Origin of the sequence: Synechococcus lacustris str. Tous, from assembly GCF_003011125.1 — a bacterium.
GTDB classification, from domain to species: domain Bacteria; phylum Cyanobacteriota; class Cyanobacteriia; order PCC-6307; family Cyanobiaceae; genus Synechococcus_D; species Synechococcus_D lacustris.
Genome location: NZ_PXVC01000003.1, coordinates 1 through 26234, shown reverse-complemented (window position 1 = coordinate 26234; position 26234 = coordinate 1). Strand labels below are relative to the sequence as shown.

General features: G+C 53.6%; 35 protein-coding genes and 1 pseudogene. 14 read left to right on the top strand and 22 right to left on the bottom strand.

Annotated features, from left to right (window positions below):
• Nucleotides 1-2: 2 nt before the first annotated feature.
• From C7K08_RS01370 to C7K08_RS01330, 9 genes are read right to left on the bottom strand one after another with little or no spacing between them, the layout of a single operon-like run.
• A complete protein-coding gene (locus tag C7K08_RS01370) occupies nt 3-473 on the bottom strand; it encodes a CYTH domain-containing protein (RefSeq protein ID WP_106498865.1) in 471 nt (156 codons plus the stop codon).
• A 15-nt stretch (nt 474-488) separates the two neighbouring features.
• Entirely contained in the window at nt 489-1436 is a 948-nt protein-coding gene (locus tag C7K08_RS01365; protein WP_106498864.1) for an NAD(+) kinase, read from the bottom strand.
• Nucleotides 1437-1442: 6 nt separating this feature from the next.
• Nucleotides 1443-1763, bottom strand: coding sequence for an NADH-quinone oxidoreductase subunit NuoK (gene nuoK / locus C7K08_RS01360; protein WP_161955792.1), 321 nt, complete (start codon nt 1761-1763; stop codon nt 1443-1445).
• Nucleotides 1760-2380, bottom strand: coding sequence for an NADH-quinone oxidoreductase subunit J (locus tag C7K08_RS01355; protein ID WP_106498862.1), 621 nt, complete (start codon nt 2378-2380; stop codon nt 1760-1762). The genes nuoK and C7K08_RS01355 overlap by 4 nt, the downstream gene beginning before the upstream one ends.
• Nucleotides 2380-2979, bottom strand: coding sequence for an NAD(P)H-quinone oxidoreductase subunit I (gene ndhI, locus C7K08_RS01350; RefSeq protein ID WP_106498861.1), 600 nt, complete (start codon nt 2977-2979; stop codon nt 2380-2382). The genes C7K08_RS01355 and ndhI overlap by 1 nt, the downstream gene beginning before the upstream one ends.
• Nucleotides 2980-3026: 47 nt before the next feature.
• Entirely contained in the window at nt 3027-4160 is a 1134-nt protein-coding gene (gene nuoH, locus C7K08_RS01345; protein WP_106498860.1) for an NADH-quinone oxidoreductase subunit NuoH, read from the bottom strand.
• A 23-nt stretch (nt 4161-4183) separates the two neighbouring features.
• On the bottom strand, nt 4184-5365 hold the full coding sequence (locus C7K08_RS01340) for a citrate synthase (protein ID WP_106498859.1): 1182 nt from the start codon (nt 5363-5365) through the stop codon (nt 4184-4186).
• A gap of 38 nt (nt 5366-5403) precedes the next feature.
• Nucleotides 5404-5901 (bottom strand): SixA phosphatase family protein, encoded by a 498-nt coding sequence (locus tag C7K08_RS01335; protein ID WP_106498858.1) that lies wholly within the window; start codon nt 5899-5901, stop codon nt 5404-5406.
• A 4-nt stretch (nt 5902-5905) separates the two neighbouring features.
• On the bottom strand, nt 5906-7432 hold the full coding sequence (locus C7K08_RS01330) for a DUF3352 domain-containing protein (RefSeq protein ID WP_106498857.1): 1527 nt from the start codon (nt 7430-7432) through the stop codon (nt 5906-5908).
• A 48-nt stretch (nt 7433-7480) separates the two neighbouring features.
• Between C7K08_RS01330 and C7K08_RS01325 the strand changes: the two genes are divergently transcribed.
• Together C7K08_RS01325 and C7K08_RS01320 are read left to right on the top strand one after the other, a co-directional pair.
• Nucleotides 7481-7822: a rhodanese-like domain-containing protein gene (locus tag C7K08_RS01325; RefSeq protein WP_106498856.1), complete on the top strand. Its 342-nt coding sequence runs from the start codon at nt 7481-7483 to the stop codon at nt 7820-7822.
• Between the two features lie 18 nt (nt 7823-7840).
• Nucleotides 7841-8872, top strand: coding sequence for an HrcA family transcriptional regulator (locus tag C7K08_RS01320; protein ID WP_106498855.1), 1032 nt, complete (start codon nt 7841-7843; stop codon nt 8870-8872).
• On the opposite strand, the gene trpB is transcribed toward C7K08_RS01320, so the two are convergent.
• Both trpB and C7K08_RS01310 read right to left on the bottom strand, forming a co-directional pair.
• Nucleotides 8852-10099, bottom strand: coding sequence for a tryptophan synthase subunit beta (trpB, locus tag C7K08_RS01315; protein WP_106498854.1), 1248 nt, complete (start codon nt 10097-10099; stop codon nt 8852-8854). The genes C7K08_RS01320 and trpB overlap by 21 nt on opposite strands.
• Before the next feature lie 24 nt (nt 10100-10123).
• Nucleotides 10124-10327: a hypothetical protein gene (locus C7K08_RS01310; RefSeq protein WP_133165136.1), complete on the bottom strand. Its 204-nt coding sequence runs from the start codon at nt 10325-10327 to the stop codon at nt 10124-10126.
• Between the two features lie 38 nt (nt 10328-10365).
• On the opposite strand from C7K08_RS01310, the gene C7K08_RS01305 reads away from it, so the two are divergent.
• Nucleotides 10366-10698 (top strand): translation initiation factor, encoded by a 333-nt coding sequence (locus tag C7K08_RS01305; protein ID WP_106498852.1) that lies wholly within the window; start codon nt 10366-10368, stop codon nt 10696-10698.
• Here C7K08_RS01305 and C7K08_RS01300 read toward each other — a convergent pair.
• Nucleotides 10695-11117 (bottom strand): hypothetical protein, encoded by a 423-nt coding sequence (locus C7K08_RS01300; protein ID WP_106498851.1) that lies wholly within the window; start codon nt 11115-11117, stop codon nt 10695-10697. The genes C7K08_RS01305 and C7K08_RS01300 overlap by 4 nt on opposite strands.
• Nucleotides 11118-11144: 27 nt before the next feature.
• Between C7K08_RS01300 and cysC the strand changes: the two genes are divergently transcribed.
• Nucleotides 11145-11762 carry an adenylyl-sulfate kinase gene (gene cysC, locus C7K08_RS01295; RefSeq protein WP_106498850.1) on the top strand — a complete coding sequence of 206 codons (618 nt, stop codon included), beginning with the start codon at nt 11145-11147 and terminating at the stop codon, nt 11760-11762.
• Here cysC and C7K08_RS01290 read toward each other — a convergent pair.
• Together C7K08_RS01290 and purE are read right to left on the bottom strand one after the other, a co-directional pair.
• Nucleotides 11740-12789: an AI-2E family transporter gene (locus tag C7K08_RS01290; protein WP_106498849.1), complete on the bottom strand. Its 1050-nt coding sequence runs from the start codon at nt 12787-12789 to the stop codon at nt 11740-11742. The two genes, cysC and C7K08_RS01290, sit on opposite strands and share 23 nt — an antisense overlap.
• A 1-nt stretch (nt 12790) precedes the next feature.
• Complete coding sequence (gene purE, locus C7K08_RS01285) at nt 12791-13315, bottom strand: 5-(carboxyamino)imidazole ribonucleotide mutase (RefSeq protein WP_106498848.1); 525 nt, start codon at nt 13313-13315, stop codon at nt 12791-12793.
• Between the two features lie 38 nt (nt 13316-13353).
• Between purE and C7K08_RS01280 the strand changes: the two genes are divergently transcribed.
• Together C7K08_RS01280 and bchM are read left to right on the top strand one after the other, a co-directional pair.
• Nucleotides 13354-14520, top strand: a complete 1167-nt coding sequence (locus tag C7K08_RS01280) for an N-acetylglucosamine-6-phosphate deacetylase (RefSeq protein WP_106498847.1) — start codon at nt 13354-13356, stop codon at nt 14518-14520.
• A gap of 11 nt (nt 14521-14531) precedes the next feature.
• Nucleotides 14532-15236, top strand: a complete 705-nt coding sequence (gene bchM, locus C7K08_RS01275) for a magnesium protoporphyrin IX methyltransferase (RefSeq protein ID WP_106498846.1) — start codon at nt 14532-14534, stop codon at nt 15234-15236.
• A 313-nt stretch (nt 15237-15549) separates the two neighbouring features.
• Here bchM and C7K08_RS01265 read toward each other — a convergent pair whose 3' ends face one another.
• The 3 genes from C7K08_RS01265 to C7K08_RS01255 are packed head-to-tail and all read right to left on the bottom strand — an operon-like array spanning nt 15550 to nt 17785.
• Nucleotides 15550-16521, bottom strand: coding sequence for an RluA family pseudouridine synthase (locus C7K08_RS01265; RefSeq protein ID WP_106498844.1), 972 nt, complete (start codon nt 16519-16521; stop codon nt 15550-15552).
• On the bottom strand, nt 16518-17282 hold the full coding sequence (locus C7K08_RS01260; RefSeq protein WP_106498843.1) for a response regulator transcription factor: 765 nt from the start codon (nt 17280-17282) through the stop codon (nt 16518-16520). The genes C7K08_RS01265 and C7K08_RS01260 overlap by 4 nt, the downstream gene beginning before the upstream one ends.
• A 5-nt stretch (nt 17283-17287) precedes the next feature.
• Nucleotides 17288-17785, bottom strand: a complete 498-nt coding sequence (locus C7K08_RS01255; RefSeq protein ID WP_133165135.1) for a hypothetical protein — start codon at nt 17783-17785, stop codon at nt 17288-17290.
• A gap of 59 nt (nt 17786-17844) precedes the next feature.
• Between C7K08_RS01255 and C7K08_RS01250 the strand changes: the two genes are divergently transcribed.
• Nucleotides 17845-18984 carry a cysteine desulfurase family protein gene (locus C7K08_RS01250; RefSeq protein WP_106498841.1) on the top strand — a complete coding sequence of 380 codons (1140 nt, stop codon included), beginning with the start codon at nt 17845-17847 and terminating at the stop codon, nt 18982-18984.
• A 10-nt stretch (nt 18985-18994) separates the two neighbouring features.
• On the opposite strand, the gene rsmH is transcribed toward C7K08_RS01250, so the two are convergent.
• The gene (rsmH, locus tag C7K08_RS01245; RefSeq protein ID WP_106498840.1) at nt 18995-19882 is read right to left on the bottom strand and encodes a 16S rRNA (cytosine(1402)-N(4))-methyltransferase RsmH; all 888 of its coding nucleotides are present in this window, start codon (nt 19880-19882) and stop codon (nt 18995-18997) included.
• A 94-nt stretch (nt 19883-19976) separates the two neighbouring features.
• Between rsmH and C7K08_RS01240 the strand changes: the two genes are divergently transcribed.
• Nucleotides 19977-21161 (top strand): NAD(P)H-quinone oxidoreductase subunit H, encoded by a 1185-nt coding sequence (locus C7K08_RS01240; protein ID WP_106498839.1) that lies wholly within the window; start codon nt 19977-19979, stop codon nt 21159-21161.
• Nucleotides 21162-21267: 106 nt separating this feature from the next.
• Nucleotides 21268-21579, top strand: a complete 312-nt coding sequence (locus C7K08_RS01235; protein ID WP_241536952.1) for a DUF2752 domain-containing protein — start codon at nt 21268-21270, stop codon at nt 21577-21579.
• 6 nt (nt 21580-21585) lie between these two features.
• Here the strand turns inward: C7K08_RS01235 and C7K08_RS01230 are convergent, their stop codons facing one another.
• Nucleotides 21586-22260 carry a hypothetical protein gene (locus C7K08_RS01230; RefSeq protein ID WP_106498837.1) on the bottom strand — a complete coding sequence of 225 codons (675 nt, stop codon included), beginning with the start codon at nt 22258-22260 and terminating at the stop codon, nt 21586-21588.
• A gap of 85 nt (nt 22261-22345) precedes the next feature.
• Here C7K08_RS01230 and C7K08_RS01225 point away from each other — a divergent pair, with 85 nt between their 5' ends.
• From C7K08_RS01225 to C7K08_RS01215, 3 genes are read left to right on the top strand one after another with little or no spacing between them, the layout of a single operon-like run.
• The gene (locus C7K08_RS01225; protein WP_106498836.1) at nt 22346-22780 is read left to right on the top strand and encodes an acyl-CoA thioesterase; all 435 of its coding nucleotides are present in this window, start codon (nt 22346-22348) and stop codon (nt 22778-22780) included.
• Between the two features lie 9 nt (nt 22781-22789).
• Nucleotides 22790-23128 carry a nucleotidyltransferase domain-containing protein gene (locus C7K08_RS01220; protein ID WP_106498835.1) on the top strand — a complete coding sequence of 113 codons (339 nt, stop codon included), beginning with the start codon at nt 22790-22792 and terminating at the stop codon, nt 23126-23128.
• A complete protein-coding gene (locus tag C7K08_RS01215; RefSeq protein ID WP_106498834.1) occupies nt 23125-23520 on the top strand; it encodes a HEPN domain-containing protein in 396 nt (131 codons plus the stop codon). The genes C7K08_RS01220 and C7K08_RS01215 overlap by 4 nt, the downstream gene beginning before the upstream one ends.
• 116 nt (nt 23521-23636) lie before the next feature.
• On the opposite strand, the gene C7K08_RS01210 is transcribed toward C7K08_RS01215, so the two are convergent.
• Nucleotides 23637-23903, bottom strand: a complete 267-nt coding sequence (locus C7K08_RS01210) for a hypothetical protein (RefSeq protein WP_106498833.1) — start codon at nt 23901-23903, stop codon at nt 23637-23639.
• 141 nt (nt 23904-24044) lie between these two features.
• Between C7K08_RS01210 and C7K08_RS01205 the strand changes: the two genes are divergently transcribed.
• Together C7K08_RS01205 and C7K08_RS01200 are read left to right on the top strand one after the other, a co-directional pair.
• Entirely contained in the window at nt 24045-24344 is a 300-nt protein-coding gene (locus tag C7K08_RS01205; protein ID WP_106498832.1) for a nucleotidyltransferase family protein, read from the top strand.
• A gap of 165 nt (nt 24345-24509) precedes the next feature.
• Nucleotides 24510-24668: pseudogene (locus tag C7K08_RS01200) on the top strand (HepT-like ribonuclease domain-containing protein); the annotation flags it as partial.
• Between the two features lie 7 nt (nt 24669-24675).
• Here C7K08_RS01200 and C7K08_RS01195 read toward each other — a convergent pair.
• Nucleotides 24676-24885 (bottom strand): hypothetical protein, encoded by a 210-nt coding sequence (locus C7K08_RS01195; protein WP_106498830.1) that lies wholly within the window; start codon nt 24883-24885, stop codon nt 24676-24678.
• 74 nt (nt 24886-24959) lie between these two features.
• Nucleotides 24960-26108: an AMP-binding enzyme gene (locus C7K08_RS01190; protein WP_106498829.1), complete on the bottom strand. Its 1149-nt coding sequence runs from the start codon at nt 26106-26108 to the stop codon at nt 24960-24962.
• Nucleotides 26109-26234 lie beyond the last annotated feature (126 nt).

Below are 26234 nucleotides of genomic sequence, written 5' to 3'. Positions count from 1 at the left end.
TTTTAAGTTCTATGGCCCCAGGGATTTAAAGCTAGYGCAGCATTGCTCAAATCACCCCTATCGCTGATTTCTTCGCCGCACCAATCTGGARTATTAATGTTGCTATCTGCTGCAGTTAATTCCACTTCTGCAATAATCAGGGGTGCATTTTCCTCCTCAAATACATCTACCACCCAATYACCACCAGCCAGGTGAAGGTGATGGCGAATTTTTTGTAATTTGCATGGGGCTAATGACAGTAATTGCTTTGCTTCCCCATGGGGCATGGCCAGTTCAAATTCATGGCGCACCACCACATCAGCGGTGGGTGCCTTCAATGTGAGCCAGGCTTCCTCTGCGCTGCAGCGCACCCTTACGGTGAAACCACTGCTGCCTTGGCTGAGGTAGCCCTGCTGCAAGGGTTCTGACCGTTGCACCAATGGTTGCCAGCCATCATTAATAACAAAAAATCGCCGTTCAATTTCTAAGCCCATGGTTKGATTAGTTGCTTAGTTTTGAGATGGCATCGCATCACTGAGGCTGCCGGCCCAATGCAGCTTGTGGCTGAGATTACTGAAATAGGAGGGTTGTTGATCCAACGACACCAAGAGCGCGTGGTGATCAGCCTGACGAATCACACAGCGATCACCGGGTTCCAATAYGGAAGCAAGGGCACCATCTTTCCAAAGCTTCACCCGCCGATTGCTTTCCCCTAGGGGCCAAATCGCCAACACCGAGCGGGGGGGCACCACCACCGGCCTGCTGGAGAGGCTCATCGGACAAATTGGGTTAACAACAATCGCATCAATTGAAGGATGCAGGATCGGCCCACCCGCTGCCATGGCATAGCCGGTGGAACCCGTGGGTGTGGCGATGATCAAGCCATCACCTTGGTATTGACCAACYACTTCCGCATCAATTTCTAGTTCCAACCTGCAKGTGGGCGACGACTCCTCCTGGGCYGGACGCATATAGAAATCATTCAAAGCCAGATGACAGGGTTGGCCTTGGCTGTCTTGATGGTCGCCACTATCAGGTATGCCATCGCCACGATCGATACTGGCCTGCAACATCAAACGGCGTTCGAGGGCGTAATGACAATCGAGCAGCCGTTGGCAAAGGCCATTGCCATCTTCCGCCAACAGGTTGCTGAGCAAACTGCTTTCGTGGGTGAGAAAACCAAGGTGCCCGCCAACGTTGAAGCTGAGTAGTGGCACCCCCAAGGGCCCCATGTAGCGGGCGGCCCCCAGCACCGTGCCATCGCCCCCCAAAACAAGCACCAAATTTGGTAATTCCCCTTCGGCCAGTAGGCCKGGAAAGGGATTGGCATTTAAGCCACTCATGGCAATGGTTACTTGGGAACCGCGCAGCCGCAGCAGTTCAGCGCAACGGCGGGCCATGCGTTCAGCGCTTTGGCTACCGCTGCGAAACACCACCCAAACGTGGTTTAGTTCCATGCGGAATTACCAGCGCAGCAGGTTGAATTGCTCCATATCCACCGTGTCGCGGTTGCGATATAGGGAAAGCAAAATCGCCAAGCCCACCGCCGCCTCTGCTGCCGCCACTGTGATTACGAAAATTGCATAAACTTGGCCRCGAATTTCATTGCCATCTAGGTAGCTGGAGAAAGCCATTAAATTAATATTTACTCCGTTCAACATCAGTTCAATACTCATCAATACCCGCACCGCATTGCGGCTATTGATTAAGCCCCATACCCCTATGCAAAACAACAGTGCTGCCACCGTTAGATAGGCCTCCAGTGGCACTGAGAGGTTTGTCATCGTGTTGATTGCTCCATGGTTGTTTTTTCTACTAATAGGGGGCTGCGGGCTTTTTCAATTAGGGCTTGATCAACCGCTTCTCCAGTGCCCACATCGGTGGCAAACACATCCCTGCGGGCCAACACAATCGCGCCAATCATCGCCATCAGCAGCAGCACTGAKGCAAGTTCAAATGGCAGTAGGTAGTCGCTAAAGAAATGCTCACCTAAGCGAATAACCGCATCTTCACCGATGGATTGGGGTCCGGGTGTTGCCCAAGGGGTGGTGAAYGCCACCCGCAGCAGCAGAGTTAGTAAGCCAAGGCAAACCCCACTTGAAAGCAASCGCCTTAAGCCCATGCCAGGGGATGCAGCCATGGCTTCTTTTTTGTTAACGAGCATGATCGCAAACAGGATCAACACATTAACGGCGCCCACATAAATGAGCACCTGAGCTGCTGCAATAAAGCTGGCATTAAGCATTAAATAGAGCCCGGCCACCGCCAGGAACACACCACCCAGTAAAAAGGCGGCATACACAATATTGGGTAGCAGCACCACCCCTARRGCACCAATAACAACGGCGCCAGCGAGCAGAACAAAAACAATTAGTTCTGTGATTTCAGCAATGGGTGGCATCAGCTTTGATCCTCAGATTTAGCCATGCYGGCTAGCAATTCAGCCGGTAGTTTGCCTGCCCTGGGGCGGCTTGGATCCACTCCATGGGGATCCATTTCACCTTTGGGCAGGTAGGCCAGTTCCCTAAGGGCTTGCACYGCCGGGTCGCTGGTAACGCTGGTGGGCAGCCTGCCAAGGGCCACGTTGTCGTAATTGAGGCTATGGCGATCAAAKGYGGCCATTTCGTATTCCTCAGTCATCGATAAACAATTAGTGGGGCAATATTCCACGCAATTTCCACAAAAAATACACACACCAAAATCAATTGAATAATTGCGCAGTTCTTTTTTCTTAGTGGCYTTATTCATCACCCAATCCACCACGGGCAGGTTGATTGGGCACACYCTTACRCAAACCTCACAGGCAATGCAYTTRTCAAATTCAAAGTGAATCCTGCCCCGATAGCGCTCAGAGGGAATCAGTTTTTCGTAGGGGTATTGCACAGTTATCGGCCTGCGGCGCAGGTGATCGAAGGTTACCGATAACCCCTGGGCGATGTTTTTGCTAGCGCTCACCGCATCACGGGTGTAGTCGCCCACCTGTTTAAGAAAGCCGAACATGGAGTGGCAGCAAAGGGAAGGGGCTTAAAAGGAAGTGTGGTGAGGCCTTAGGAACTAATTCCACCCATGATGCCTGGAAAGGCTAATTTCAGGGCAGCTGTTAGCAGCAGATTCACAAGTGAAATTGGTARCAGGAATTTCCAGCCAAAATTAAGCAGTTGGTCGATCCTCACCCTGGGCACTGTCCAGCGCAGCAGGATTGCTATAAACACCARCAGATAGGCCTTTAATACTGTCATCACGATGCCAAGGGCTCCCGTGAATACCTGCAGCACGGGGTTATCAACCGATTGGCCAAGCCAATCAGCCAGGGTTTCAACCGGAATCGGGAAGCCCCAGCCGCCCAGGTAAAGCACCACCACTAGTAGGGCGGAAAGTACCAAGTTGATGTAGCTACCCAGGTAAAAAAGGGCGAATTTCATGCCGGCATATTCGGTTTGGTAACCAGCCACCAATTCCTCTTCCGCCTCTGGTAAATCGAAGGGCAAGCGTTCACATTCCGCTAGGGCGCAGATCCAAAACACCAGGAAACCCACCGGTTGGCGCCAGATATTCCAGCTCAAAATTCCAGCGGTGTTTTGTTGATCAACGATGGCAACGGTGCTGAGCGAATTGCTCATCATCACCACCGCAAGCACTGCAAGAGCAAGCGGAATTTCATAGCTGATCGATTGGGCTGCAGCCCTTAGGCCACCGAGTAAGGAATATTTGTTGTTGCTGGCATAGCCGCTCATCAACAGCCCAATCGGTTGGATGCTGCTGAGGGAGATCCAAAGAAATATGCCAACGCCCACATTGCTGATCAACAGGTGTTGGCCAAAGGGCACCACCAACCAGGAAAGGATCACAGGAACTACCACCAGCACAGGCCCGAGGCTGAAAAGCAGCCCGTCGGCCCTAGCGGGGATCACATCTTCTTTAAATAGCAACTTGAGGCCATCGGCCATCGGTTGCAGGATGCCTAAGGCGCCTGCGTATTCAGGGCCGATGCGTTGCTGGGCAGCGGCGGAAATTTTGCGTTCCAACCAWACGGTTACAAGCACCCCCACCACCGCTGAAATAAGCACCAGCAGCATCGGTAGGGGCAGCCAGAGCAAACGGCTGGCAGCAGGGCTCAGGCCCGCAGTTTCCAGCAGGCTGCGGAAGCCAGATTCCAGATCAAGTGTGAGGGCAGGGGCCATAGCGCCGATCCGATGGGGGCAACCTACCCAGGAGTAGGCCCAAGTGCTTCACCATTGTTGCTGCTCCGCTGCTCTAAAGGCAGCCAAGCGCGGTTGGCAACACCTGTATAAATCTGGGTTGGTCGATAGATACGGTTGGCCCCCAGCTGTTCTCGCCAGTGGGCTAGCCAGCCGGCAGCTCGGGCGATGGCAAAAACAGGGGTGAATAAATCGGTTGGGATGCCGAGCTTGCGATAAACCAAACCGGAATAGAAATCCACATTTGGAAAAATTCCTTTGGGGCCGAGGCGCTCGGTGGCCAAGCTTTCAAAGCGGCGTGCCACGTCATACATCCTGTCGTGGCCAAAGCGATCAAACAGCTGTTCCGCCAGTTTTTGCAGAATCGTGGCGCGGGGATCCTTCACCCGATATTCGCGGTGGCCAAAACCCATCACTTTGCGTTTTTCAGCAATCGCTTTGTTGAGATAAGCCTCAACGCGATCCTCAGTGCCAATTTCCTCGAGCATTAACAGCACATCCTCGTTGGCYCCGCCGTGCAGGGGCCCCGCCAAGGTGCCAACGGCGGATGCCACCACCGCATAGGGATCGGTAAGGGTGCTGGCTGTTACCCGGGCGCTAAAGGTGCTGGCATTAAGGGTGTGTTCGGCATGCAACACGAGGCAGGCATCAAAGATGCGGGCGGCAAGGGGATCCGGCTCCTGTTCCGTGAGCATGTATAGAAAATTTGAGGCATAGGGCAGATCTTCCCTGGGCTGGATTGGATCTTGGCCGCGGCGAATCAGTTGAAAGGCAGCCAGCATTGTGGGGATTTTGGCCAGCAGCCGCACCACTGCTTCGCTGATGTAATCGGGATCATCTAAGGCGCGATTTGAATAAAACAACCCCAAGGATGCTGCGCTTGCCTGCAGGGCATCCATGGGATGGCCGCTGGCGGGAAAGCACTTCATCATGTCGCGGATGCGAAAGCTCACCCGCCGGTGCATTTGCACGTTGTGTTGAAAGCTCCGCAAGCTTTCTGGATCGGGCAGGGTGCCCCAAATCAAGAGGTATGCGGTTTCTAAAAAACTGCTATTTGCAGCCAGATCGGCGATGTTGTAGCCGCGATAGCTAAGTATTCCCAACGTGCCATCGATGTTGCTGATGGCCGATTGGGTTGCGGGGATACCCTCTAGGCCTGGGCGGAAGCCAAYGCTTTCCAAAGTCATTGCCAAAGGCTAGGCCGAACTTGGAAAAATAATTTGTGTTAGCCCTTACCGTCTAGCAGCACCTTGGGACTTAGCAGCAGCCGCAATTGGCCTGAGCCKGGTTCAAGCAGTGGTTCATCAAGGGCAAGAAGGGCAACACCCGCTTTTTTAAGTTGGAGGCCAAGGGTTTGGCAGCCCAGCAGGTGGCTGGCTAACTGACCCATGTCGGGTTCATGGCCAATCAGGCCCACACGCTCCCATGGCTCCTCCCACAGTTCCCGCAAAAGGGGCATCGGGTTTTGGCCTGGCGCTAGCGCTTCACTAAAAGAGAGGCTTTTGCCCAGTTTGCGCTCGAGGGCAAGTTCGGCCGTTTGACGGGCCCTCACCAAGGGGCTGCTAACCAGTGGACCGCAGGCCAGCCCCAAGCGTTCAAGCCGCTCCAGCACCCGKCGGGTGCGGGCCCTGCCCTCTGAGGTGAGGGCACGCTCCTCATCGGTGGCGGTGCTGCCCCTTTCCACMGCGATGCCATGGCGGATTAGTAGTAATTCACGGGCCATGGGTTTAGCTAAAGCGCAAGGTGGCCTTGAGGCCAAGGTTGGTTTGGTCCTCTTCCAAGGAATACTCCAATGCCCCTAGGGCTGGGCTAAGGGGACGGGCRGCCACCAATTGCAAGCCTTGCCAAAACGACCAGCTACCCAGCAGCTTTCTGGTTGGTTTTACACCCAGTTGAACTACTGCAACTGTGTTGCCAGCAAGTTGACCATTGTTTTTATTGCCGGCATTGGCTTCCAGCTGGTTTTGCAGCGCATCAAGATTGTTGCTCCACCAGCGCAGATCCGCTTTGCTGCCGCTGGCCCCAGCCAAAATTGCCTTCAGTTTGCCGTCGCGGTCGCTTTGGCCTGATAGGCGGCTCCAAACCTGGAGCTTATCGATGCTGGTGGGATCAAAGCCGGCTCGATGCAGCGGTTCATCAAGGGCAGCTGGGCTGGGCTGGSCTTCTGGTGTGGCCGCAAGCCATTGATCTTGGTTATCAAGCAATGCAAGYAACAGAGGTGTTTGGCCTTGGTTTTGCAGTTCAGTGAGCAGGGGGCCTGGTTGTTCAACCACCACAGGTAGGAAAGATTTCAGGCTGTTGTTGCTGATGCTGAGTTTGTTGAAGCTGGGTTTGAGCTGTTGCAGTARATGGKTYGCTTGATTKCCTAAGGGCAGATCAGCGCGTTCTAGGCCTGTGCTGATTTCGGCTGTTAGCTGTAAACCCCTGCCCTTAAGGGCAATTGAGCCCAMCAATTCCTCTAACTGTTCTGCCGCCACCAGCTGGGCTGGCAGGCCAAGCAATTCGCTGATGCCGGTGGCATCACTGCGCAGTAGGGCTACGCCTTTGCGTTGCTGTTGCAACCAACCTTGAAGTTTGGGGTCGTTGGCTTGATTTAGGGCATCAACCTGGGAGCTATCGAGGGCATCCTCAAGGGCTTCCCGCTGGGAGGCCAGCAACACCAGTTGATCGTTGATTAAGGCGGTTGCCAGCGGCGCCTTTGGATCGCTGCTGCTGATTAGGCCGAGTCCCCTGTAGCTGCTGATTTCAAGATCACCGCCAGCAAGGCTGCGGTTTTGCCAGAACCGCTGCAGAAATTCCCTTGCACCCATGGGGGTGCGGCTGGAGAGGGCAAGTATCCAATTCGGTTGCTCCTGGGGGTTGCTGTTAGCAAGCAGGGCTAATGCCGTTTCAGAACCRAGCCAATCGCTTAGTTCGCTGTTGTAGTTGAGCCCCGTAATGGCAAAAAGGTTGTTGCGTAATTCAGCCAAAGCCAGCGCGGCGTTTTTACGTTGCTTTGCAGTGGCAATGGCCCGGCCATAGGCAGGCAGTTGGTTGGRATCTAATTGCAGATAGATGCTGAGATTTGCTTTGCGGGGCAGAAACTTTGCTGCCGCTGGTGTGTGCAGTWGTTCAGCTTGAATATTTAGGGGGCTATTGCGCTGCAACCACCACCAACCCCCCAGGCCAATGGCGGCAAGGGCAATGGTGATGGCCAAAAGGATGGCCCCAAATTTGCTGCTGAAGTTTGGTAGCTGCAAGCGGAAATTATTCATAACCCGTTGTTGCCGTGATCATCCTGGAAGATCACTTACAACGATGCTATGGCCCAGCCCGAAACGATTTCAGCCAAGCAGCTGGCGCAGCGCTTAGCAACGGGAGAAGAATTTGTGTTGCTGGATGTGCGCGAGGCAGAGGAGTTGGCCTTGGCAGCCCTACCGGGGGTTATTCATCTGCCGCTCAGCCGTTCCCAAGAATGGTTGGAAACCTTGCCAGAACKCCTAAGCCAAGAAAAAAACCTAGTGGTGATCTGCCATGGCGGYATTCGCAGCTGGCATTTTGGCTGCTGGTTAATCGACACCCACGGCTACACAAAAGTGTGGAATCTGGAAGGCGGGATTGATGCTTGGAGTGTGCAGGTGGATCCAAGCCTGCCGCGCTATTGATGGCGCGGCGTAGCATCAATGGCGGTTGAATATCCCCTTGTGAAACCACTGCCTCGCCGCCAGCAGCAGGTGTTGCAGGCCACGGTGAGGCACTACGTAGACACGGTTGAACCGGTTGGCAGTCAAACCCTGGTGCGACGGTTTGGYTTGGATGCCAGCCCCGCSACGGTGCGTTCCGCCATGGGTGCCCTAGAGCAACAGGGTTTGTTAACCCAGCCCCACACCTCAGCAGGCCGGGTGCCAAGCCCAAAGGGTTATCGCCACTACGTTGATTGCCTATTRCCYGCCCCGGGGCCAGCGGCGCAACAGTTGGATCGGGAATTGGCGGAACTCAGCCTGCAGTGGGCTGCCTTTGAGGATTTATTGCAACACCTGGCCCGCCGGCTGGCTGATTTCACCGGTTTGATGAGCTTGATCACCCGTCCGCAAAGGATTGAACCAAGGCTCAAGGCGATGCGTTTGGTTTCCAGTGGCGATCGCTTGCTGGTGTTTTTGGTGGAGAGTGCAGCTGTTACCAGCAGCCTCAACCTGCGCTTGCCAGAGGTGGGAGCAGGCCAATTGGAAGCATTAGAGCGCTGGCTTGCCGAGCAGCTTGAACATCCAGCTGGTTTGCCGGGCAGTTCAATTCCTTGGAAAGCTCTGCCACCTCAATTGCAACCGAGTGGGGCACCGCTGCGGCGCGCTTTAGATGGTCATAACCGCAGCCGCAATCGCTCTGCGGAGGGTGCCCTAACCATGGGTTTAGCCGGGCTGCTGGGCCAACCTGAATTCAGCCAAACCGCCAGCTTGCGGCCCCTGTTGCAACTGGTGGAACAACGGCCCCATGAATTACTCAACCCCCCGGATTTGATGGCACCTGGGGGTGTGTGGATCGGCGCCGAACATCCAGATCCCGCCCTAGGTAGTTGCGCGGTGGTGCAGGCCCCCTATCGCGCTAAGGGCGGCGCTGAGGGCAGGGTTGCCTTGATTGGCCCGATGCGAATGGCCTATGCCACGGCCCAGGCGGCGGTGCGCAGCGTGGCGGCCCGYCTAGAGCGCTTGCTTTCCTAAGGCATCAGCAACGGTATTTACGTCTTTATCGCCACGGCCGGAGCAGTTGATCACCACTTCACTGCCTGGGGCCAGCGTTGGGCAGAGCTGTTCAAGCCAAGCAAAGGCATGGGCTGTTTCAAGGGCGGGGATGATCCCCTCTAATTGGCTCACAAGTTGCAGGGCCGTTAGTGCCTCGSTGTCCGTTACGGCGGCATATTCGGCCCGGCCGATCTCATTGAAATAGCTGTGTTCGGGTCCCACGCCGGGGTAATCAAGGCCAGCGCTGATYGAATGGGCTTCGATTACTTGGCCTTCGCTGTTTTGTAGCAGCAAGCTCATGGCACCGTGCAGTACCCCCACCCGCCCTTCAGTGATGGTGGCGGCATGGCGACCGCTGGCAACGCCATCACCGGCGGCTTCCACGCCGATCATTCGCACGCTGGTGTTTCCCACGAAGGGATGAAATAGGCCCATGGCATTGGAGCCACCGCCCACACAGGCCAAAAGCACATCGGGCAGGCGGCCAAAGGCTTCAGCGCATTGACGTTTGGTTTCTTCACCGATTACGGCATGGAAATCCCGCACCAACATCGGATAGGGGTGGGGGCCAGCCACGGAACCAAGGATGTAGTGGGTGGTTTCCACATTGGTTACCCAATCGCGGATYGCTTCACTGGTGGCGTCTTTAAGGGTGGCGCTGCCGGCGGTAACAGCTTCYACCTTGGCGCCTAACAGGCGCATGCGAAATACGTTTAATGATTGGCGCCGCATRTCTTCAGCGCCCATATAGATCACGCATTCGAGGCCAAAGCGCGCGCATACGGTTGCTGTGGCAACGCCGTGTTGACCAGCGCCGGTTTCAGCGATTATTCGCTTTTTGCCCATGCGCAGGGCGAGCAATGCCTGGCCAAGGGCATTGTTGATCTTGTGGGCACCGGTGTGATTTAGGTCTTCCCGCTTCAACCAAATGCGTGGTCCCCCTTCGGGCCTGCGGTAGTGGGCGCTGAGGCGCTCTGCCTCGTATAGGGGGGTTGCCCTACCCACATAGGTTTTAAGAAGGTGATTTAAACGGTTTGTAAAAGCCGGATCAGCCCAGGCTTCAGCAGCTGCCTGTTCCAGTTCGGCCAGGGCTGGCATCAAAGTTTCTGGCACATATTGGCCGCCAAACCTGCCGAAACGACCCAGGGCATCTGGCCGCACCGAACGATCTAATTGGGCCGCAGATAACAATTCGGTAGGGGTCATTTTTATAAAAGCTCTTAGCGCAGCCTAAGGAGCGGGTGGGGTTAAAGGTGGCCAGCCATAGGGTTCAACGATGCGAATGCCGCCTTTACCTTGGCGGCAAGTGCTCGTGGCCTTTGGGCCGATGGGGGCATTATTTAGTTTCAGGCCCACTTCAGCGCAACTCTCAGGGCCATGGGGATCTGCAAAACGCAGATTCACCACATTTAGGTTCATCGGGGGCATGTCCATAGCCAATATTAGCTGGGGTTTGCAATAGGGAGAAGCGGATGGAACCCAAATCCCGCAAAGKGCCATGGCAGGAATTCAGCAGCGATATGGGCGCCCWGCAGCGGCCTGATATCGAACCTTTGCCAAAGGCCCAACAGGTAGTTCGRGTGCAGCGCACAAAAGCGGGTAAAGGCGGCAAGCTTGTAACGCTGATCAAGGGTTTGGCAGCCCCTGAAGYGGAGCTAAAACAGCTGTTAAAGCAGCTCAAGGCAGTTGCTGGCACTGGCGGCACCCTGAAAGAGGGAGTAATTGAGCTGCAGGGCGATCAAATAGCAGTGGCGCTAGCAGCACTGGAAAAAGCCGGCTACCGGCCAAAACAAGCTGGCGGCTAGGTTTTACAGCGTTGCCGCAAYAGTTTCACAAGAATTGAAGGGGCATTGGTTTGCCCTTGCAAGCTGAAGGCTTCCTGTTCCAAAACCCGATCTTTTACGTGGTAGTTACTAAAAAGAATTGAGTTGATTTCCTGGGCGATTAAGGGGCTAACAGGCGCAGCAATGCCAAGCCTGGTGAGGTTGCCTTGGGGGCAACTTTGGGCTGCATGCACCGCCTCGTGCAGGAGCGTTTGACGGCTAATGCCAAGCTCAAAAGTGATTGGATGCACCCAAAGTGTGCGGCTGCGCGCCTCGAATAAGCCATAMACCCCAATTTTTGGAGGTTGCTCAAAGCGAACCTTGAAACCATGGGCTTTAAGTTCCCGCAATAGGGGCTGCAGATTTGCTGCGATTGGTTGGGGTGGTGCTGGTTGATCCACAATGGCGTTCCGTTTTCGCAGAGAGCTATGGGTGCCGCCACCAATATTGTTTGGCATGAGGCCTCCGTTGATCGGGGTGCCCGGGCCCAGCAGCGGGGCCACCGCAGCGCGATTTTGTGGTTCACGGGGCTTTCCGGCTCCGGTAAAAGCAGCCTTGCAAATGCCGTGAATGCGGTGCTGTTTGAGCGGGGCTTAGCCACCTATGTGCTCGATGGCGACAACGTGCGCCATGGCCTCTGCAAAGACCTTGGTTTTAGTGATGCTGATCGAGAAGAAAACATTCGCCGCATCGGCGAGGTGGCAAAGCTGTTTTTAGATGCTGGCGTAATCACCCTCACCGCATTTGTGTCGCCATTTCAGGCCGACCGCGATCGGGCCCGGGCCCTGGTGGCAGAGGGTGATTTTATTGAGATCTACTGCGCTGCTGAACTTGAAGTTTGTGAAGGCCGCGACCCCAAGGGCCTCTATGCCAAGGCGCGGGCTGGGGTAATTAAAGACTTCACAGGAATTTCAAGCCCCTATGAAGCACCTTTAAAGCCCGAATTGAGACTCAATACCGGTGCAATGGCCCTTGAGCAAAGCGTGGCCCTTGTTATTGATTACCTCGAAACTCAGGGTGTGCTCACTGCACCTTCTCCAACCTGAGATACAACTCATCAAARAAGRTTTTAAGCACGCTGGCCACAGGAACAGCTAATAGCAAACCAAGCAATTCACCAAAACCCAGCAAGCTGCCAGCGCGAGCGCCTAGGGGTAAACAAAACAGCAGCCAGGCCGGTTGTAGCCCCACRATGCTRCCCATCAAACGGGGGCTRATKAGTTGATCCACTACTTGRCCMACRCTKATGGCWGCSRCRAGCACYTCAAGGCCCGTRCGGGGATCCTCCACTGCCAACACAGCGCTCACCAGGATGATCGTGAGTGCACTGGCRTAGGGCACCAGGGTGGTGAAACCAATAAGTAGTGCAAACACCACCCCRTAGGGAATTTGCAGCAGGGTAAAAACCACCAACTGCAAGCCGCTAAGGATTAAGGCAATYAAAACTTGRCCRGCAAAGTAACCACGAAAGGTGCGATTAATAGTGCTTGTTACCAATTCACGCCAATCGCTCGGCAGCCAACGGGCAAGGCCAGCGGCAATACTTTCGCCACCTAATAATAAAAATACCGCTAAAACCAACACGATCACTGTATTCACGGTGAGGCCAAGGGTGGCGCTAAGCAGGCTAAGTAGTTGTTGGCTCACACTCCGTGCTACGCGGCTACTGCGGGCTAATAAATCATCGCTAAGGGGGCTGAAATCCGTGGGCCAGCCCCTAGCTTCTGCCAAGGATTGCAGTTGGTTTAATAGCTCTTGGGCCTGCACTAACCAGCTGGGTATTGCATTTACTAGTTCTGCTAATTGTTCGATTAAACGGGGCACTAACCATGTGGCGGCAAGGCTTACGCCCCCCAGGGTTATGCCCAATACCAAGCTGAAACTTAGCGGACGCGCTAAGCCCCGTTGCTGCAGCCAGCGGCTTGGCAGATCWAGTAGAAAYGCAATTAAAGCTGCAGTAACAAATAGGGCTGGAAATGGTGCTAAAGGCAACAATAATTGCCGCAAAACAAATAAATTAAGCACCACCAGTGGTAGGGCAAGGCTTAGGCGCAACCAACGGGGAGGCCACATTTTAATTGCGCTCAGCTAARTAGCTGCTACTGCCCAATTGCTGCAGCCTTAGATCTTTTGCTTCCACATTGGTTTGTAATTCMCGCCTATGGGTTTGCAGKGCTTCAGCTAGGGCCTGATCTTGCAAAGCAAGGATTTGCARGGCCAAGAGGCCCGCATTGCAGGCATTGCCGATTGCMACWGTGGCAACGGGTATGCCGGCTGGCATTTGCACAATTGAATAGAGGGAATCGAGGCCGTTTAGGGCYTTGCTCGCCACGGGCACACCGATTACCGGCAGGGTGGTGAGGCTSGCCACCATCCCAGGCAGGTGGGCAGCACCGCCGGCCCCGGCGATCAACACCTGCAGGCCCCGCCCTCGGGCGGATTCGGCATAGCTAACCATTGCCTTTGGGGTGCGATGGGCAGAGAGCACCCTCACCTCATGGGTAACGCCAAATTCCTCTAAAACATCAACCGCTGCCTGCATACAGGGCAGATCTGAATCACTGCCCATCACCACCCCTACCCGCGGATCCCTAGCCATCGGCAGACTGCCACTGTGTGCATTTTCACCTTGATTYCATGCAGACGCCCACAAACAGCAATTGGCACACGAATCTGCGCCTGCCAAGCGCTTGCAGTGGGCAAGATCAACGTTGGCGTTTGTTGATTGATCAAAGCGGCAGGATTAGTTGCCTAGAGCCTTTGGYAAGCCAGGCCGCTGGTGCTGGTTTKAATTGGCATGGGGCCTGGTTAAGCCCGCCAGGGGTGGATTTACAAATCAATGGCGGCCTTGGCTTGGCTTTCCCTGAATTGAAAACAGAGCATCTGCCCAAGCTGCTGGAGCTGTTGGATTTGCTCTGGCGTGATGGCGTAGAAGCGATCTGTCCAACTTTTGTTACCTGCGCTGTGGCGCCCCTACGCGAGGCCCTTGCCGTATTGAGGCAAGCCAGGGAAATGCATCAACCTGGGCGCTGTGCCCTGCTGGGGGCCCACCTGGAAGGCCCATTTTTGGCTCCAGAACGGCGCGGTGCCCATCCCCTAGAGCATTTATGTGCCCCGTCGATTGCCGCCCTCCATGAACGCATAGGCGGTTTTGAGCAGGAAATTGCCCTAGTAACCCTGGCTCCGGAGCTGGAGGGTGCCCCAGAGGTAATAGGRGCCCTAAGGCAATTGGGCATTCTTGTGAGCCTTGGCCACAGCCGTGCCGATGAAGATCAGGCCACAARGGCCTATGGCGATGGGGTGGGGATGCTCACCCATGCTTTYAATGCCATGGCTGGTTTGCACCACCGCGAACCGGGGCCGATTGGAGCGGTGTTGGCCGCGCCCCATGTGGGCTTGGGTTTAATTGCAGATGGCATCCATGTGGCRCCCACCATGGCGGTGTTGCTACAGCGGCTTTTGCCGGAGCAGGTGTTGCTTGTGAGTGATGCCTTAGCTCCCTATGGCCTAAGGGATGGCAACTACCCMTGGGATGAACGGCTTATCAATGTGGAGGCAGGCACCTGCCGCCTAAGTGATGGCACCTTGGCGGGCACYAGTTTGCCCCTATTGGAGGGCGTTAAGCGCYTAGCGGCTTGGGGTGCCATGCCGGCCGCGGCAATTCGGGCGGCCACGGTGTTACCCAGGCGCCAACTTGGTGATTTGCGCCCTGTGGAGCAACAGCTATTGGGAATGGCCTGGGTTGACACCTTGAAATGGCAATTAGATGCTGATAACAAGCTCAGTTGGCAGCGAAACGGGTAGGGTCCCCGGCAATGAGATCCAAACCGATGGGAAATCAAGAAAAAGCTGAAGTGAAGGGTTACTTYGAAACCACTGGCTTTGAACGTTGGAATCGCATCTACAGCACCAGTGGTGATGTGAATCGGGTGCAGCGCAATATCCGCATTGGCCATCAAAAAACCGTAGATAACGTGTTGGCTTGGTTGCAAGAAGATGGCGATCTGGCTAGCCGCAGCTTCTGTGATGCCGGTTGCGGCGTGGGCAGCCTCAGCCTTCCCYTAGCCCAATTGGGTGCGGCGAGCATTGCCGCCAGCGATATTTCTGAGGCAATGGTGAAGGAAGCCACCAGGCGGGCAACCGAGGCAGGCCTTGAGGTTGCCCGTGTGCAATTCAGCGCCTCCGATTTGGAAAGCCTTGGCGGCAGCTACAACACAGTTGTTTGCCTTGATGTGTTTATTCACTATCCCCAGCCCCAGGCGGAGGCGATGGTTAAACATTTGGCAGCGTTAGCCCAGCGGCGCCTAATTGTGAGTTTTGCCCCCTACACACCATTACTGGCATTGCTTAAAAGCATTGGTTCTTTGTTCCCAGGGCCAAGCAAAGCAACCCGCGCCTACACACTTAAGGAAAGTGGCATCATTGCGGCGGCGGCTCAAGCCGGTTTTAAACCACTGCGGCGCAGCCTCAACCARGCACCTTTTTACTTCTCTCGRTTGATTGAATTTGAAAGGATTTAGCTTGTATTAGCTTGGTTTRYRTTGRAAGTRACTTCTACCCTATTGAGCAAACCTATGAATGARATCTTGTTTGTTRTTGAAGAGGCCGATGATGGTRCCTTTCGTGCAAGTGCTGTTGGGGAATCAATCCATACCGAGGCTGAGAATTTGGAAATTTTGCATCAAGAGATTCGTGATGCTGTGCACTGCCATTTTGAAGATGGTAGAGCCCCAGCCTTGATAAGACTTCATCAYGTTTGGCAAGAATTGATAGCGCTGTGAAGATTCCAAGAAATCTGAATTGATTAAAACGTTGGTTGAAAKGATTTAGCTTCTAAKCCTGCAATRKTTTTGGTARTGGCGCYTCCAAGTTGAGCTGTTCGCCATTTGCAAGGGGTATTTGCAGTTGGTGGGCGTGGAGCTGATAGCCGCCATCGCCTGGCAGTGCTTGATCGCAGGCTWGGCCCCCCAGTTTGTAGAGGGGGTCCCCCACTAATGGGGCGCCGGCAGCGGCGCAATGTATGCGGATTTGATGGGGGCGTCCGGTGGCAATCGTTAACTGCACCAGCCAGCCAGCAGCTTGCTTCTCTATTAATTTCAGCTGGCTGGAGGCAGGCAGCGCTCCCTGTTGCTGAGGGCTTGCGGCGGCCCAAATAGTGCCAAGGCGGCCATGGGGCCGCAGGCCGATTGGGGTGTTGAGYTGGCATTCGATCCCAGGCTTTAATTGCAGCAATGGCGAACCCTCTGCTGGCTGTTGCAGTAGCGCCCGATAGATCTTGATGCAGCCATTGGCGCTTTGGTGATTGCGCAAAAGGGCACTAAGCCAGGCGCGACTCTCACTTGAGCGGGCGCACACCAGCAGCCCTGAAGTGAAGCGTCCAAGGCGATGCACGGGTTTGGGCAGCCCATTGGGATCAGCTCGATATTGTTTTTTGAGTAATTCGAGCAGGGTGTGTTCAAGAAARCCGCCGGCTGGTAATACGGGTAGGCCGCTGGGTTTATTAATTACTAGCAAATCATTATTATCATAAATAACATCCCATTTATCCGGCACCGCCTCCTCAAGCCACGGCGGCCGCCGCCATTCCAAATAAGAGCCATTGCATCGGATTTCACCATTGCTCAGCCGTTGTTGCCAATCYTCTATTGAGCTATGGGGCCAACGGCTTGCRTAGAAATTGCAAATTAAATCTGCATAAGCACCAAGGTTATTGTTAATATCTATGTGATGATTTATGCCACTTTTTATCCCTAGATGCGTTAGGCGATCCCTGTATGTGTGACCTTGATTGTAGGTAGCTTTCACTCCACCAAGGCATTTTCAAGGGCATAGCGAACAAGTTCAGTGCGACTCGATGTGCCAGTTTTGGCAAATAGCCTGCTCACATACTTCTCCACATTGCGGATTGATGTTTCKAGCTGCCGGGCAATTTCTTTATTCATTAATCCTTCAGCCACCAATTGCAGAACGCTCGCTTCCCTTGGGGTGAAGGAATGGTTGGCCGGTGCAATCCCTTTCTTGTTATTTCCCCCCTGGAGCATTGAACGAATTTCTGTTATTTGTTTAGCCATTTGCCCCATATCTGTGTCGGCATATCGGGCGGCTTCCCGCAATAGCCGCTCCTGCCGTTGCACCACATTGCGAACCCGCGCCACTAATTCATCGGGGTCGAACGGTTTGGGGATGTAGTCGTCTACGCCGGCTCGAAAACCAGCGATGCGATCGGAGGTCATCCCTTTGGCGGTTAGAAAAATCACCGGAGTGCCACCTAGCCGTTCATCTTCCCGCAGGCGTTTGAGCAGGCCAAAGCCATCCATGCGCGGCATCATTACGTCGCTTAACACCACATCAGGCATCTCCGCCTGGGCCTTTTGCCAACCCTCTTCCCCATCGCTTGCGGTGCTAACGGCAAAACCTTCATCTTCGAAGTAGGCCTGCACAGCTGTGCGAATGCCGGGTTCATCGTCTACCAAAAGCACCCGCGCTGGCCCTGTGATTAGGGATTCAACGGGATCAGGGCTTGGGTTTTGATTGGGGTTTGGATTTGGGGGATTTGAATTTTGCATTGGATTTAGCGGGGATTCCCCGGTAGGAGATGTTCCCGTTCGATGAGATTGCCACTAAAGCCCAATTTGCGCGCCACCGCTTGCAAACTATTGGGGTCTTTACCGGCCTGTTCCGGTACGCAGGCTGCCCACCAGATCAAATGGGATAGGCGGTTATGGCTGCCAACAAATCCGCCAGGATTTAGTTCCAGCATCATCAATTGGCTGCCATTACTGGTAACGCGGGCGGGGGCTGTGGTGTCGCAGCGCAAGGTTTCATTGCGCACTTTTACGTCGTTTACCAGTTCTTGCCACACCTTCAGGCGCTTGCCCCCTGGGATGTCGCTGGCGGGGCGGATTGCATAGATGCCGATCACCTCTTTGCCATAGGGAATCGTGCGCTCCTGCAGGATCAGCATTCCTGGAGGGCGATAGTTTTCCGGTTTTTGCAGGTCGAGGCTTTGCGCTTGGCAGGAGCCTGCCAACAGCAACGCTGCCAGCTGGGGCCGCAAGAAAGGGGCCATCAAACAAACCAGCAAGTTGTTGCCAGCATGGAGCCAACATGAACCCCTGGGTGTTTTAAGTGGCCGCTGCGCCGATCTACCTCGACCATCAGGCCAGCACCCCCTGTGATCCAGCGGTGGTGGCAGCCATGGCGCCCCTGTGGGGTGAGGATTTTGCTAACCCCTCCAGCCGCGGCCATCGGCCTGGCCTTAATGCAGCCCTGTTGGTGGATCAGGCCAGGGAAAGTTTGGCTGCTGCTTTAGCGATCCCGCCCCACACCCTGGTGTTTACCAGTGGTGCCACCGAAGCAAACAACCTGGCCATTAAGGGTTTATGCGAAGCGCGGCTGGCCAGGGGCCGTCATGTGATCACGGTGGCAACTGAACACCGGGCGGTGTTAGATCCCTGCCGCTACCTGGAGCGCCTCGGTCTCAGCCTCACGGTGCTACCGGTGGCAGCCGATGGACTTTTGGATCCTGCCCAGCTCGAGGCGGCCATCGGGCCTAGCACCGTGTTGGTGAGTGTGATGGCAGCCAACAATGAAATAGGTGTGCTTCAGCCCCTGGAGGCCATTGCTGCCATCTGCCGCCGCCATGGAGCCGCCTTCCATTGCGATGCAGCCCAATTAGTGGGCCATCAATTAATCAAACCCTTGGAATTAGGCATTGATCTATTGAGCTTTAGCGGCCACAAGTTCTATGGCCCAAAGGGCATTGGTGCCCTTGTGGTGGCAGAGGATTTGGAATTAGCAGCCCAGATCCATGGCGGCGGCCAGGAGGGGGGGCGCCGCAGCGGCAGTTTGAGCACRCCACTGATTGTGGGTTTGGCAACCGCCCTTGATTTAGCCCTTGCTGATGCCCCTGGCCGCGCCCAGCGCTTGGGGCAGCTGCGGGATCAACTTTGGAGCGGCCTCGAGCAGCTGGGGGGCATTTGCGTGAATGGTGCCCTAGAGCCTCGCCTAGCCCACAACCTCAATGTTTCTGTGGCTGGGGTAGACGGTTCCCGGCTGCACAGTGGTTTAAGGCGTGGCTTAGCCGTTAGTGGTGGTTCGGCCTGTAGCAGCGCCTCTGGGGAGCCGTCCCATGTGCTGATCGCTTTGGGCCGCAGTCGCCAGGAGGCAGCAGCTTCGGTGCGTTTTGGCTTGGGGCGCTCCACCACGGAGGAGCAGATCAAAGAAACCTTGGCTTTTATCAACCAGCTGCTGGCAAAGCTGCGCTGAAAAGTGAATGCTATTCAGGGCCCAATAACTTCTCGCTAACGCGCAATTTGGCAGACCTGGAGCGGCTATTGCTGGCTTCCTCTGCCTCATCTGCCACGAGAGGTTTTCGGGTAATTACCCGCAGGGCAGGGTTGCTTTTAAAGCTGTTTTTTACTAGTCGATCCTCTAAGGAATGAAAACTGATCACAGCAAAGCGGCCGCCGGCTTGCAGCCAATGGGGCGCTTGCTCCAACAATTGCTCAAGTACCCCGAGTTCATTGTTCACAGCAATGCGCAGGGCTTGAAAACTGCGGGTGGCGGCATGGATGCGGCCATGGCGTTGTTTAGGTGGATAGCAACCGGCGATTGCATAGGCCAGGGCGGCAGTGCCCCTTTCGCCGTTATCCCACGGACCCTCCGCCACCAACTTGCGGGCAATGCGCCTGGCTAGTTTTTCTTCTCCGTAGTGAAACAGCAGATCAGCCAGTTCCGTTTCGCTGAGTCGATCGATTAAGGCCGCTGCCGTTTCCCCTAATCCCTCAGGATTCATGCGCATATCGAGGGGTCCATCGCTGCGGAAGCTGAAACCCCGCTCCGCCTGATTTAACTGGTGGCTGCTAACGCCTAAATCAGCAAGCACTGCCACCACTGGGCTGGTTGCTTGATAGCTGGCGAAATTGGTGGCAATGATTTGTACCCGTTCGCCAAAAGGGGCCAAYTTTGTAGCGGCAGCCTTGCGGGCCTCTGGATCTTGATCAAGGCCGATYAGCTGCCAGCCGGGGTGGGCCTCGAGCAATAGGGAGCTGTGGCCCCCTCCCCCCAAGGTGCAATCGAGCAAAACCCCCTCCGCTGGTAAGGAGGCAAAGGCTTCAAGCACCTGGTGGGCTAGCACCGGTTCATGGTTAAAGCCAGGCTGCAACTGGGGGATCGAACTATCCAGGGATTTTGATTTTGGTTAATGCAATGAATGCTCCCACCCCTTCCTAGGATCAGCACAGCAAAGCCTTCGGCCCATGACGCAGCTGGAAACGCGCACCGAGCCGATGGTGCTCAATTTTGGGCCCCACCACCCCTCTATGCATGGGGTGTTGAGGTTGGTGGTAACCCTGGATGGGGAGGACGTGGTGGATTGCGAGCCGGTGATCGGCTACCTGCACCGCGGCATGGAAAAGATCGCTGAAAGCCGCACAAATGTGATGTTTGTGCCTTATGTGAGCCGCTGGGATTATGCGGCTGGCATGTTTAATGAGGCGATCACAGTAAATGCGCCAGAGCGTTTGGCTGATGTGAAAGTACCCCGGCGGGCCAGTTATATCCGGGTGTTGATGTTAGAGCTGAATCGTATTGCTAATCACCTGCTTTGGCTTGGTCCATTCCTGGCTGATGTGGGTGCCCAAACGCCATTTTTCTACATCTTCCGCGAGCRGGAGATGATCTACGACCTCTGGGAGGCGGCCACCGGTCAGCGGATGGTAAATAATAATTATTTCCGTATCGGCGGAGTTGCTGCTGATCTTCCCTACGGATGGCTGGAAAAATGTGAGGATTTTTGTGATTGGTTTGGCCCTAAGATTGATGAATATGAAAAATTAATTACCAATAATCCAATCTTTAAACGCCGCATAGAAGGGCTCGGCCGCATCAGCCGTGAGCAGGCGATTAATTGGAGCCTTTCGGGGCCGATGTTGAGGGCTTCTGGGGTGGAATGGGACCTGCGCCGCGTAGACAAATATGAGTGTTATCACGAATTTGATTGGCAAGTGGTAACAGCCCAGGAAGGTTGTTGCTATGCCCGTTATCGAGTGCGCATTCAGGAGATGCGTGAATCATTGAAGATTTTGCGCCAAGCCTGCCGCCAAATTCCTGGTGGGCCCACCGAAAATCTTGAAGCCYGCAGGCAGCTRGAAGGTAAAACCAGCGAGTTCTATGGATTTGATTATCAAATAGTTGCTAAAAAAGTGGCACCAACATTTAAAATTCCTGAAGGGCAGCTTTATACCAGGGTTGAATCTGGTAAAGGTGAATTGGGAGTGTTCATTATTGGTAATAACGATGTAACGCCTTGGCGCTGGAAAATTAGAGCTGCAGACTTTAATAATCTACAAATTTTGCCCCATCTCCTAAAGGGTGTGAAAGTGGCAGATATCATGGCAATCCTTGGCTCCATTGATGTGATTATGGGTTCCGTTGACCGTTGATTAGGGGGTTGATCTGAACCCTTTCCTAAGCCGCTTAAGGCAAGCCGGTTATTTATTACCCCTCGGCCTTAGCGGTTATTTAATCCTCAAAGGTGCCCACGGGCCATTGCTCGGTTGGCCCTGCCCCCTACGGGCCTTAACCGGTATTCCTTGCCCCACCTGTTTCCTAACCAGGGCAACGGTTGCCGCTTTGCGTGGCAACCTCAGTGAATCAATCCAATTGCATGCTTTTGGACCCTTGGTGGCGGTTGCCCTGATCGCTTGGTGTTATACGGCCATYAGCCARCGGCGCTTAATTCCCAGGGGAATTCCCGCATGGCCATTGGCCGTTGGGGCTGTTGTTTTATTTGCCTATTGGTTAATTCGCCTAATGTTTAGTTATGGCTTAGGTTTTCGCGGTGCACCTGGCTTTCCCTAGCTGGGTTCAGCTAATTAAACCTTTGTGGTAAGCGGCATTTTGTAGATAAAAGCTGCTCACAGGCACTGCCACAAGGGCGCCAAGGCCGCAGGTGCAAATTGATACCAAAGCAACCAATAGCCACGCCAAAATTTCAATTCCAACGAAATTCATACCATTTGGTGAACGGTATACAGCTTGAAATGAACCGCTAAAGGCATCGAGGATTGGTTCATTGCCAAGGAAGATTCGATTCACATATACGGGCATTGTAAGGGCGATAATAATGCCGGGAATAACACAAACTAGAAAACCGATAGTGGTGGCAGCAGAAAATAAAATACCCGCCAACAGATAACGCAAGGGCCTCTGTAATAATGCTGAGAAGGCAGCATTTATGGTGATCACTTCACCGCTGTTGTAGTAGAGGGCAGGCACAGCAACAAATAAAACACCAAGCAAACTTGAAATTATTAGAAACGGAAACTGCCCAGCTATTCCAAATAGGGAAGGCAATGCAGCATCGCTTGAATTTCCGCTTAGCCATGCTGTTGTAATTGTGATAGCCAGTGATGCAAGGAAGCCCAAAACCCCCACTGCAACGCTGGCGATCCAAATCAGCAGCATGGTGGGTATGTGGGCAATAAAATCTTCCCAAGCTCTATTGATAGTGGGTTGTTCGTAGGCCTGGGGCGATGCCATGGATGCTGGTTGAAATCAGTTCCATCTTGGCAACCTTTCCTTTTTTGTCTGCAGAATTAACTAGGAAATTAACTAGGATTGGCGGATGAAATCCAGTGATTTTTTACTGCTCTGCCGCAGCGTTCGTTTTGGCGACACCGATGCCGCAGGGGTTATGCATTTCCATCAGTTACTGCGCTGGTGCCATGAGGCCTATGAAGAAAGCCTCGAAAAGTTTGGCGTTAGCCCGGCTGATTTATTTCCGCGACCTGGCCTGAACCTTGAGCTGTTGCTTCCGATCGTGCATTGCAGCGCTGATTACCTTGCCCCCTTGAGTTGTGGCGACCCATTGGCAATTGCCCTGGTGCCCAAGGGGTTGAATGCCCATAGTTTTGAAGTGAGCTACAGCTTTAGCTCAAGGGGGGAAGCGGTGGCAAATGCTTGTATTCGTAGTGTGTGTATCACCGCTATTGATCGCAAGCGCGCGCCATTGCCTGCTCCGATCAGCCGATGGTTGGCAGCAGCAGCAGTTACGGATTAATTTGTTTTTATGGCAAGCCTTGCAGCTATTCGTGATCGCAGTTATCGCCTTCGATTGGCTGGCCTGCGCAGGGAGATTGCTGATTTAATGCGCCAGTTCCCGGCTGCCGAGGTGTGGTTATTTGGTTCGCTAGCCCGCGGTGACTGGGATGGATTTTCAGATGTTGATTTACTGGCAATCGCCCTCACTGCAAACCAAGCAAATAATTTGGCTGATGCCCTTTTAGGCAATGGCATAGCCGATGATGTGATTGCACTAACTCAAGCTGATTGGCAGTGTTTTCGAAATAGTACTGATCCCTATTGGCGTTCTATTGGCAATGATGCTTTCAGATTGGATCAGCCATGACTCCGCGAGTTAAAGCATGGATGCGTCAAGCGGAAAGTGATATGGCTGTGGCCAAGCTAAATGCAGAGCAAGGGTTTCATTCCCAGGCTTGTTATCACGCAGGCCAAGCGGCTGAAAAAGCTCTTAAGGCTTTGATTGTAGAAGCTGGCAATCCACCTCCCTATAGCCATTCGCTCGATCGACTTGTTGAAACCCTTGTTGAATTGGGCTTCAATATGGAGGCGCTGCAGCAACTTCATCTCAAGGCTCTTAGCCGTATGAATACTGAAACCCGATACCCACGGGCAGATGAAGCTCCTACCGATTTATATGATGCAAGAGATAGTCAAACTTCGCTTGTAATAGCAAATAAAGTGCTTGAACATATACAGTCGATTATTTCTGCAAATTAATTCTAGTTTCATTAAGTGTTGAATTTAAATAGGCAACAATTTTCCTGGCAATGGTGGTTACCAAATCAGCAATGCCACCTGTAGCTACGGGTTCAATTGCTGCGYTTATMTTTAACTCATCCATAGGGGATATCGTTTGAGGATTGCTGCCATTGCGGCCGCTTCAGCAAATATTTGCTTAATGCAATTGGTGCCATGACCCCCTCATACCCCCCGCGACGGTGCACCTCAAACAGGAACTCGAGTTCCTGCTGAAGCGCCCCATTGACCTTGCGCGCTTTCATAAGCATATGAACCCCTCCCTGCGTGCGGCCATCCTTCAGGAAGGCGTCACCGCGTGAGTTGCGATTTACTTTTGCTGCTAACGCCTCTACGGCAGGCAATGGAGAGGATCAAACGAAAGGCACAGCCGCTCTTTCCTGTTCTGCGGGCGCCACGGCTACTGCCCCTTAAGAACTGAGGCAATTGCTGCTCACCACGTGCTAGTCGGTTTAGCCTAATTTTGTGCCCAGGTTGTTCTTTCTATGGCTACCCCCAATCGCCAAGAAGTGCTGAACCTGTTGCAGGAACGTAAGGATCTATGGCGGCAGCGCTATGGCATAACCCGTTTAGGACTTTTTGGTTCCCTTGCAAGGAACGAAGCTGGTCCAGATAGTGACATTGATCTTTGCATCAGCCTTGATCCGCCCAATCCCTTCTGCCTAGTGCATTTCAAACAGGAAGTGGAACAGGCACTACAGGTACCTGTTGATGTGATCAGCCTCTGGGATCGCATGAATCCAGCGCTACGCCGCAGGATTGATCAGGAGGGTATGTTTGTCTAACGAGAAACAATTTAGCCAGGATCTGTTAGAGCAAATTCTGAACCTTGTTGAATCGGTAATAAACCGAATGGCGGCACTTTAGATGCTGTGTGCATGCAATATTTAGCTTTAGGTGAGACTATAAAACAACTCGATAAGCATACCTAGGGGGAATTACTTACACGTCACCCAAGCCAGGATTGGAAAGAGATAATGGGTTTTCGTGATGTACTTGCCCATCAATATTTTAGTGTTGGTCCCGCTCAAGTTCTGTGGATCAGCCGCCAAGCCATGCCGCAATTGCGACTTGAAATCCTGCTGATGATCCAGCAATTAAATAACTAATAGCAGCTCATAGAGACGTTGGTGCAACGCCAGCTATATCTCCTAACCATTGCCGCAATGCCTGCACGCTGATAATTCCCTTCTCTTGCAGCTGCAACATTTCAGCTACTGTTGGAGATGGCTTTGGAGCAGGGGCCATTGGTGATATTTCAACCTCCGCCGCCGCCGGAGGCTGCTGCACGATCAAGCTGGGCTGAGCCCTTAGAAGGGAAAGCATGAATATGTTGCCTTCAGCTATCATAAGCGCTGATTGTGTTGGCGTTAGGCAACATGAAATGATTTGTTCGGGATTTAATAAATCTCACAATCTTTCTTTTTGGCCCATGCAAGCCAGCGTTTGCGTTCCCATTTACCTTCACGATTAGTTTCAAGTTGCGGTGATAAAAACCATTTTTTTGGCCGTTCTGCAGGCGGTAATTTGTTCGCCTCAATGCATAGCTCCTTGATCACTAGCTGCTGATCTGCTCCAGGTTTAATGCGCACTAATGCCACAAGTTTCTCACCCCATTCTGGATCTGGAAGGCCAACTAATAACAGTGCTGCCACCCCTTTGCTGTGGCATAAAGCCGCTTCTACTTGCTCTGGAAATACCGTGGCACCACCACTATTAATCGCCCAATCGAGGCGGCCTGTTATCTCAAGGCCATTGATAGTTAATTGGCCTGCATCTCCACTGCACCACCAACCATTGCTATTGGTAAATTGCTGCAATTTTGCACCATTAATCCAACCACTGCTCAATCTTTCAGTGCGCACTTCGATTGCATTAGAGCTGGAATTGATTTTTAATTCCACATCCGATAAAGCCCTGCCGCAGTTGTTTATTCCGCTTAAAAAATCCYCTGGAGTTAATGCACTAACCATACCTGCAGTTTCAGTGGCCCCATARCAAGGGGCAAGTTGTAATTTCAGGYTGCGAGCTTGAATTGCTGTYGYKTCATTAAGCCTTGCGCCCCCCAKCCAGATSAGGCGGAATTGTTGCAACCAGCAGCAGCCAGCAGGATCTGCCATYAAACGTATGAGCTGGGTGGGCACCATTGAAATAACTAARTTGCGGGTTTTAAAACCTTTCTGATCGTTAAACAGCTCTAATAATGCACTTGGTGTTTTTAGTTGCTCCGTTGGGATATCAAGCACAGGYACCTTCCAAAGCGTTGCCCTYACYTCGGGCATTARGCCGCCCATGTGATRTTTTGGAAGCGGATTAACTACAACTACCCGATCAAGTTCAATCCCGATACTTTCTAACCAAGCTCCACTGCTCAGAGCAGCAGCTTCTAAGTTGCTCCATGGTTGTAAACACCACCGCCTATGGCCGCCGCTGCCGCCGCTGCCAATTACCACCCCCTCAATATCTGGTARTTGCTGGCAATTGTTAAGTATTTGCTCTGCTGCTTTGCGCTCTTGGCTRGATGTAATTAATTGCCAATTACCAGCCATTTAYACCTCTKKGARCTTACACATASCTTGYTGAACTTTAGGCTTCTCCCGCCGCCTCCCATACCTTTTCAGGATTAGCACTTGCCAATGCGCCTTCTGGCCCCCAACCAGGGGCAAGCCCTGGGG

Bases quoted from the DNA above. Each gene is read 5' to 3' on its own strand.
- C7K08_RS01310 (WP_133165136.1), bottom strand. From the start codon at position 10,327: ATGGACATGCCCCCGATGAACCTAAATGTGGTGAATCTGCGTTTTGCA.
- C7K08_RS01225 (WP_106498836.1), top strand. From the start codon at position 22,346: ATGAAATCCAGTGATTTTTTACTGCTCTGCCGCAGCGTTCGTTTTGGC.
- C7K08_RS01255 (WP_133165135.1), bottom strand. From the start codon at position 17,785: ATGGCCCCTTTCTTGCGGCCCCAGCTGGCAGCGTTGCTGTTGGCAGGC.
- C7K08_RS01215 (WP_106498834.1), top strand. From the start codon at position 23,125: ATGACTCCGCGAGTTAAAGCATGGATGCGTCAAGCGGAAAGTGATATG.
- C7K08_RS01220 (WP_106498835.1), top strand. From the start codon at position 22,790: ATGGCAAGCCTTGCAGCTATTCGTGATCGCAGTTATCGCCTTCGATTG.
- C7K08_RS01230 (WP_106498837.1), bottom strand. From the start codon at position 22,260: ATGGCATCGCCCCAGGCCTACGAACAACCCACTATCAATAGAGCTTGG.
- C7K08_RS01205 (WP_106498832.1), top strand. From the start codon at position 24,045: ATGGCTACCCCCAATCGCCAAGAAGTGCTGAACCTGTTGCAGGAACGT.
- C7K08_RS01195 (WP_106498830.1), bottom strand. From the start codon at position 24,885: ATGCTTTCCCTTCTAAGGGCTCAGCCCAGCTTGATCGTGCAGCAGCCT.
- cysC (WP_106498850.1), top strand. From the start codon at position 11,145: ATGGGTGCCGCCACCAATATTGTTTGGCATGAGGCCTCCGTTGATCGG.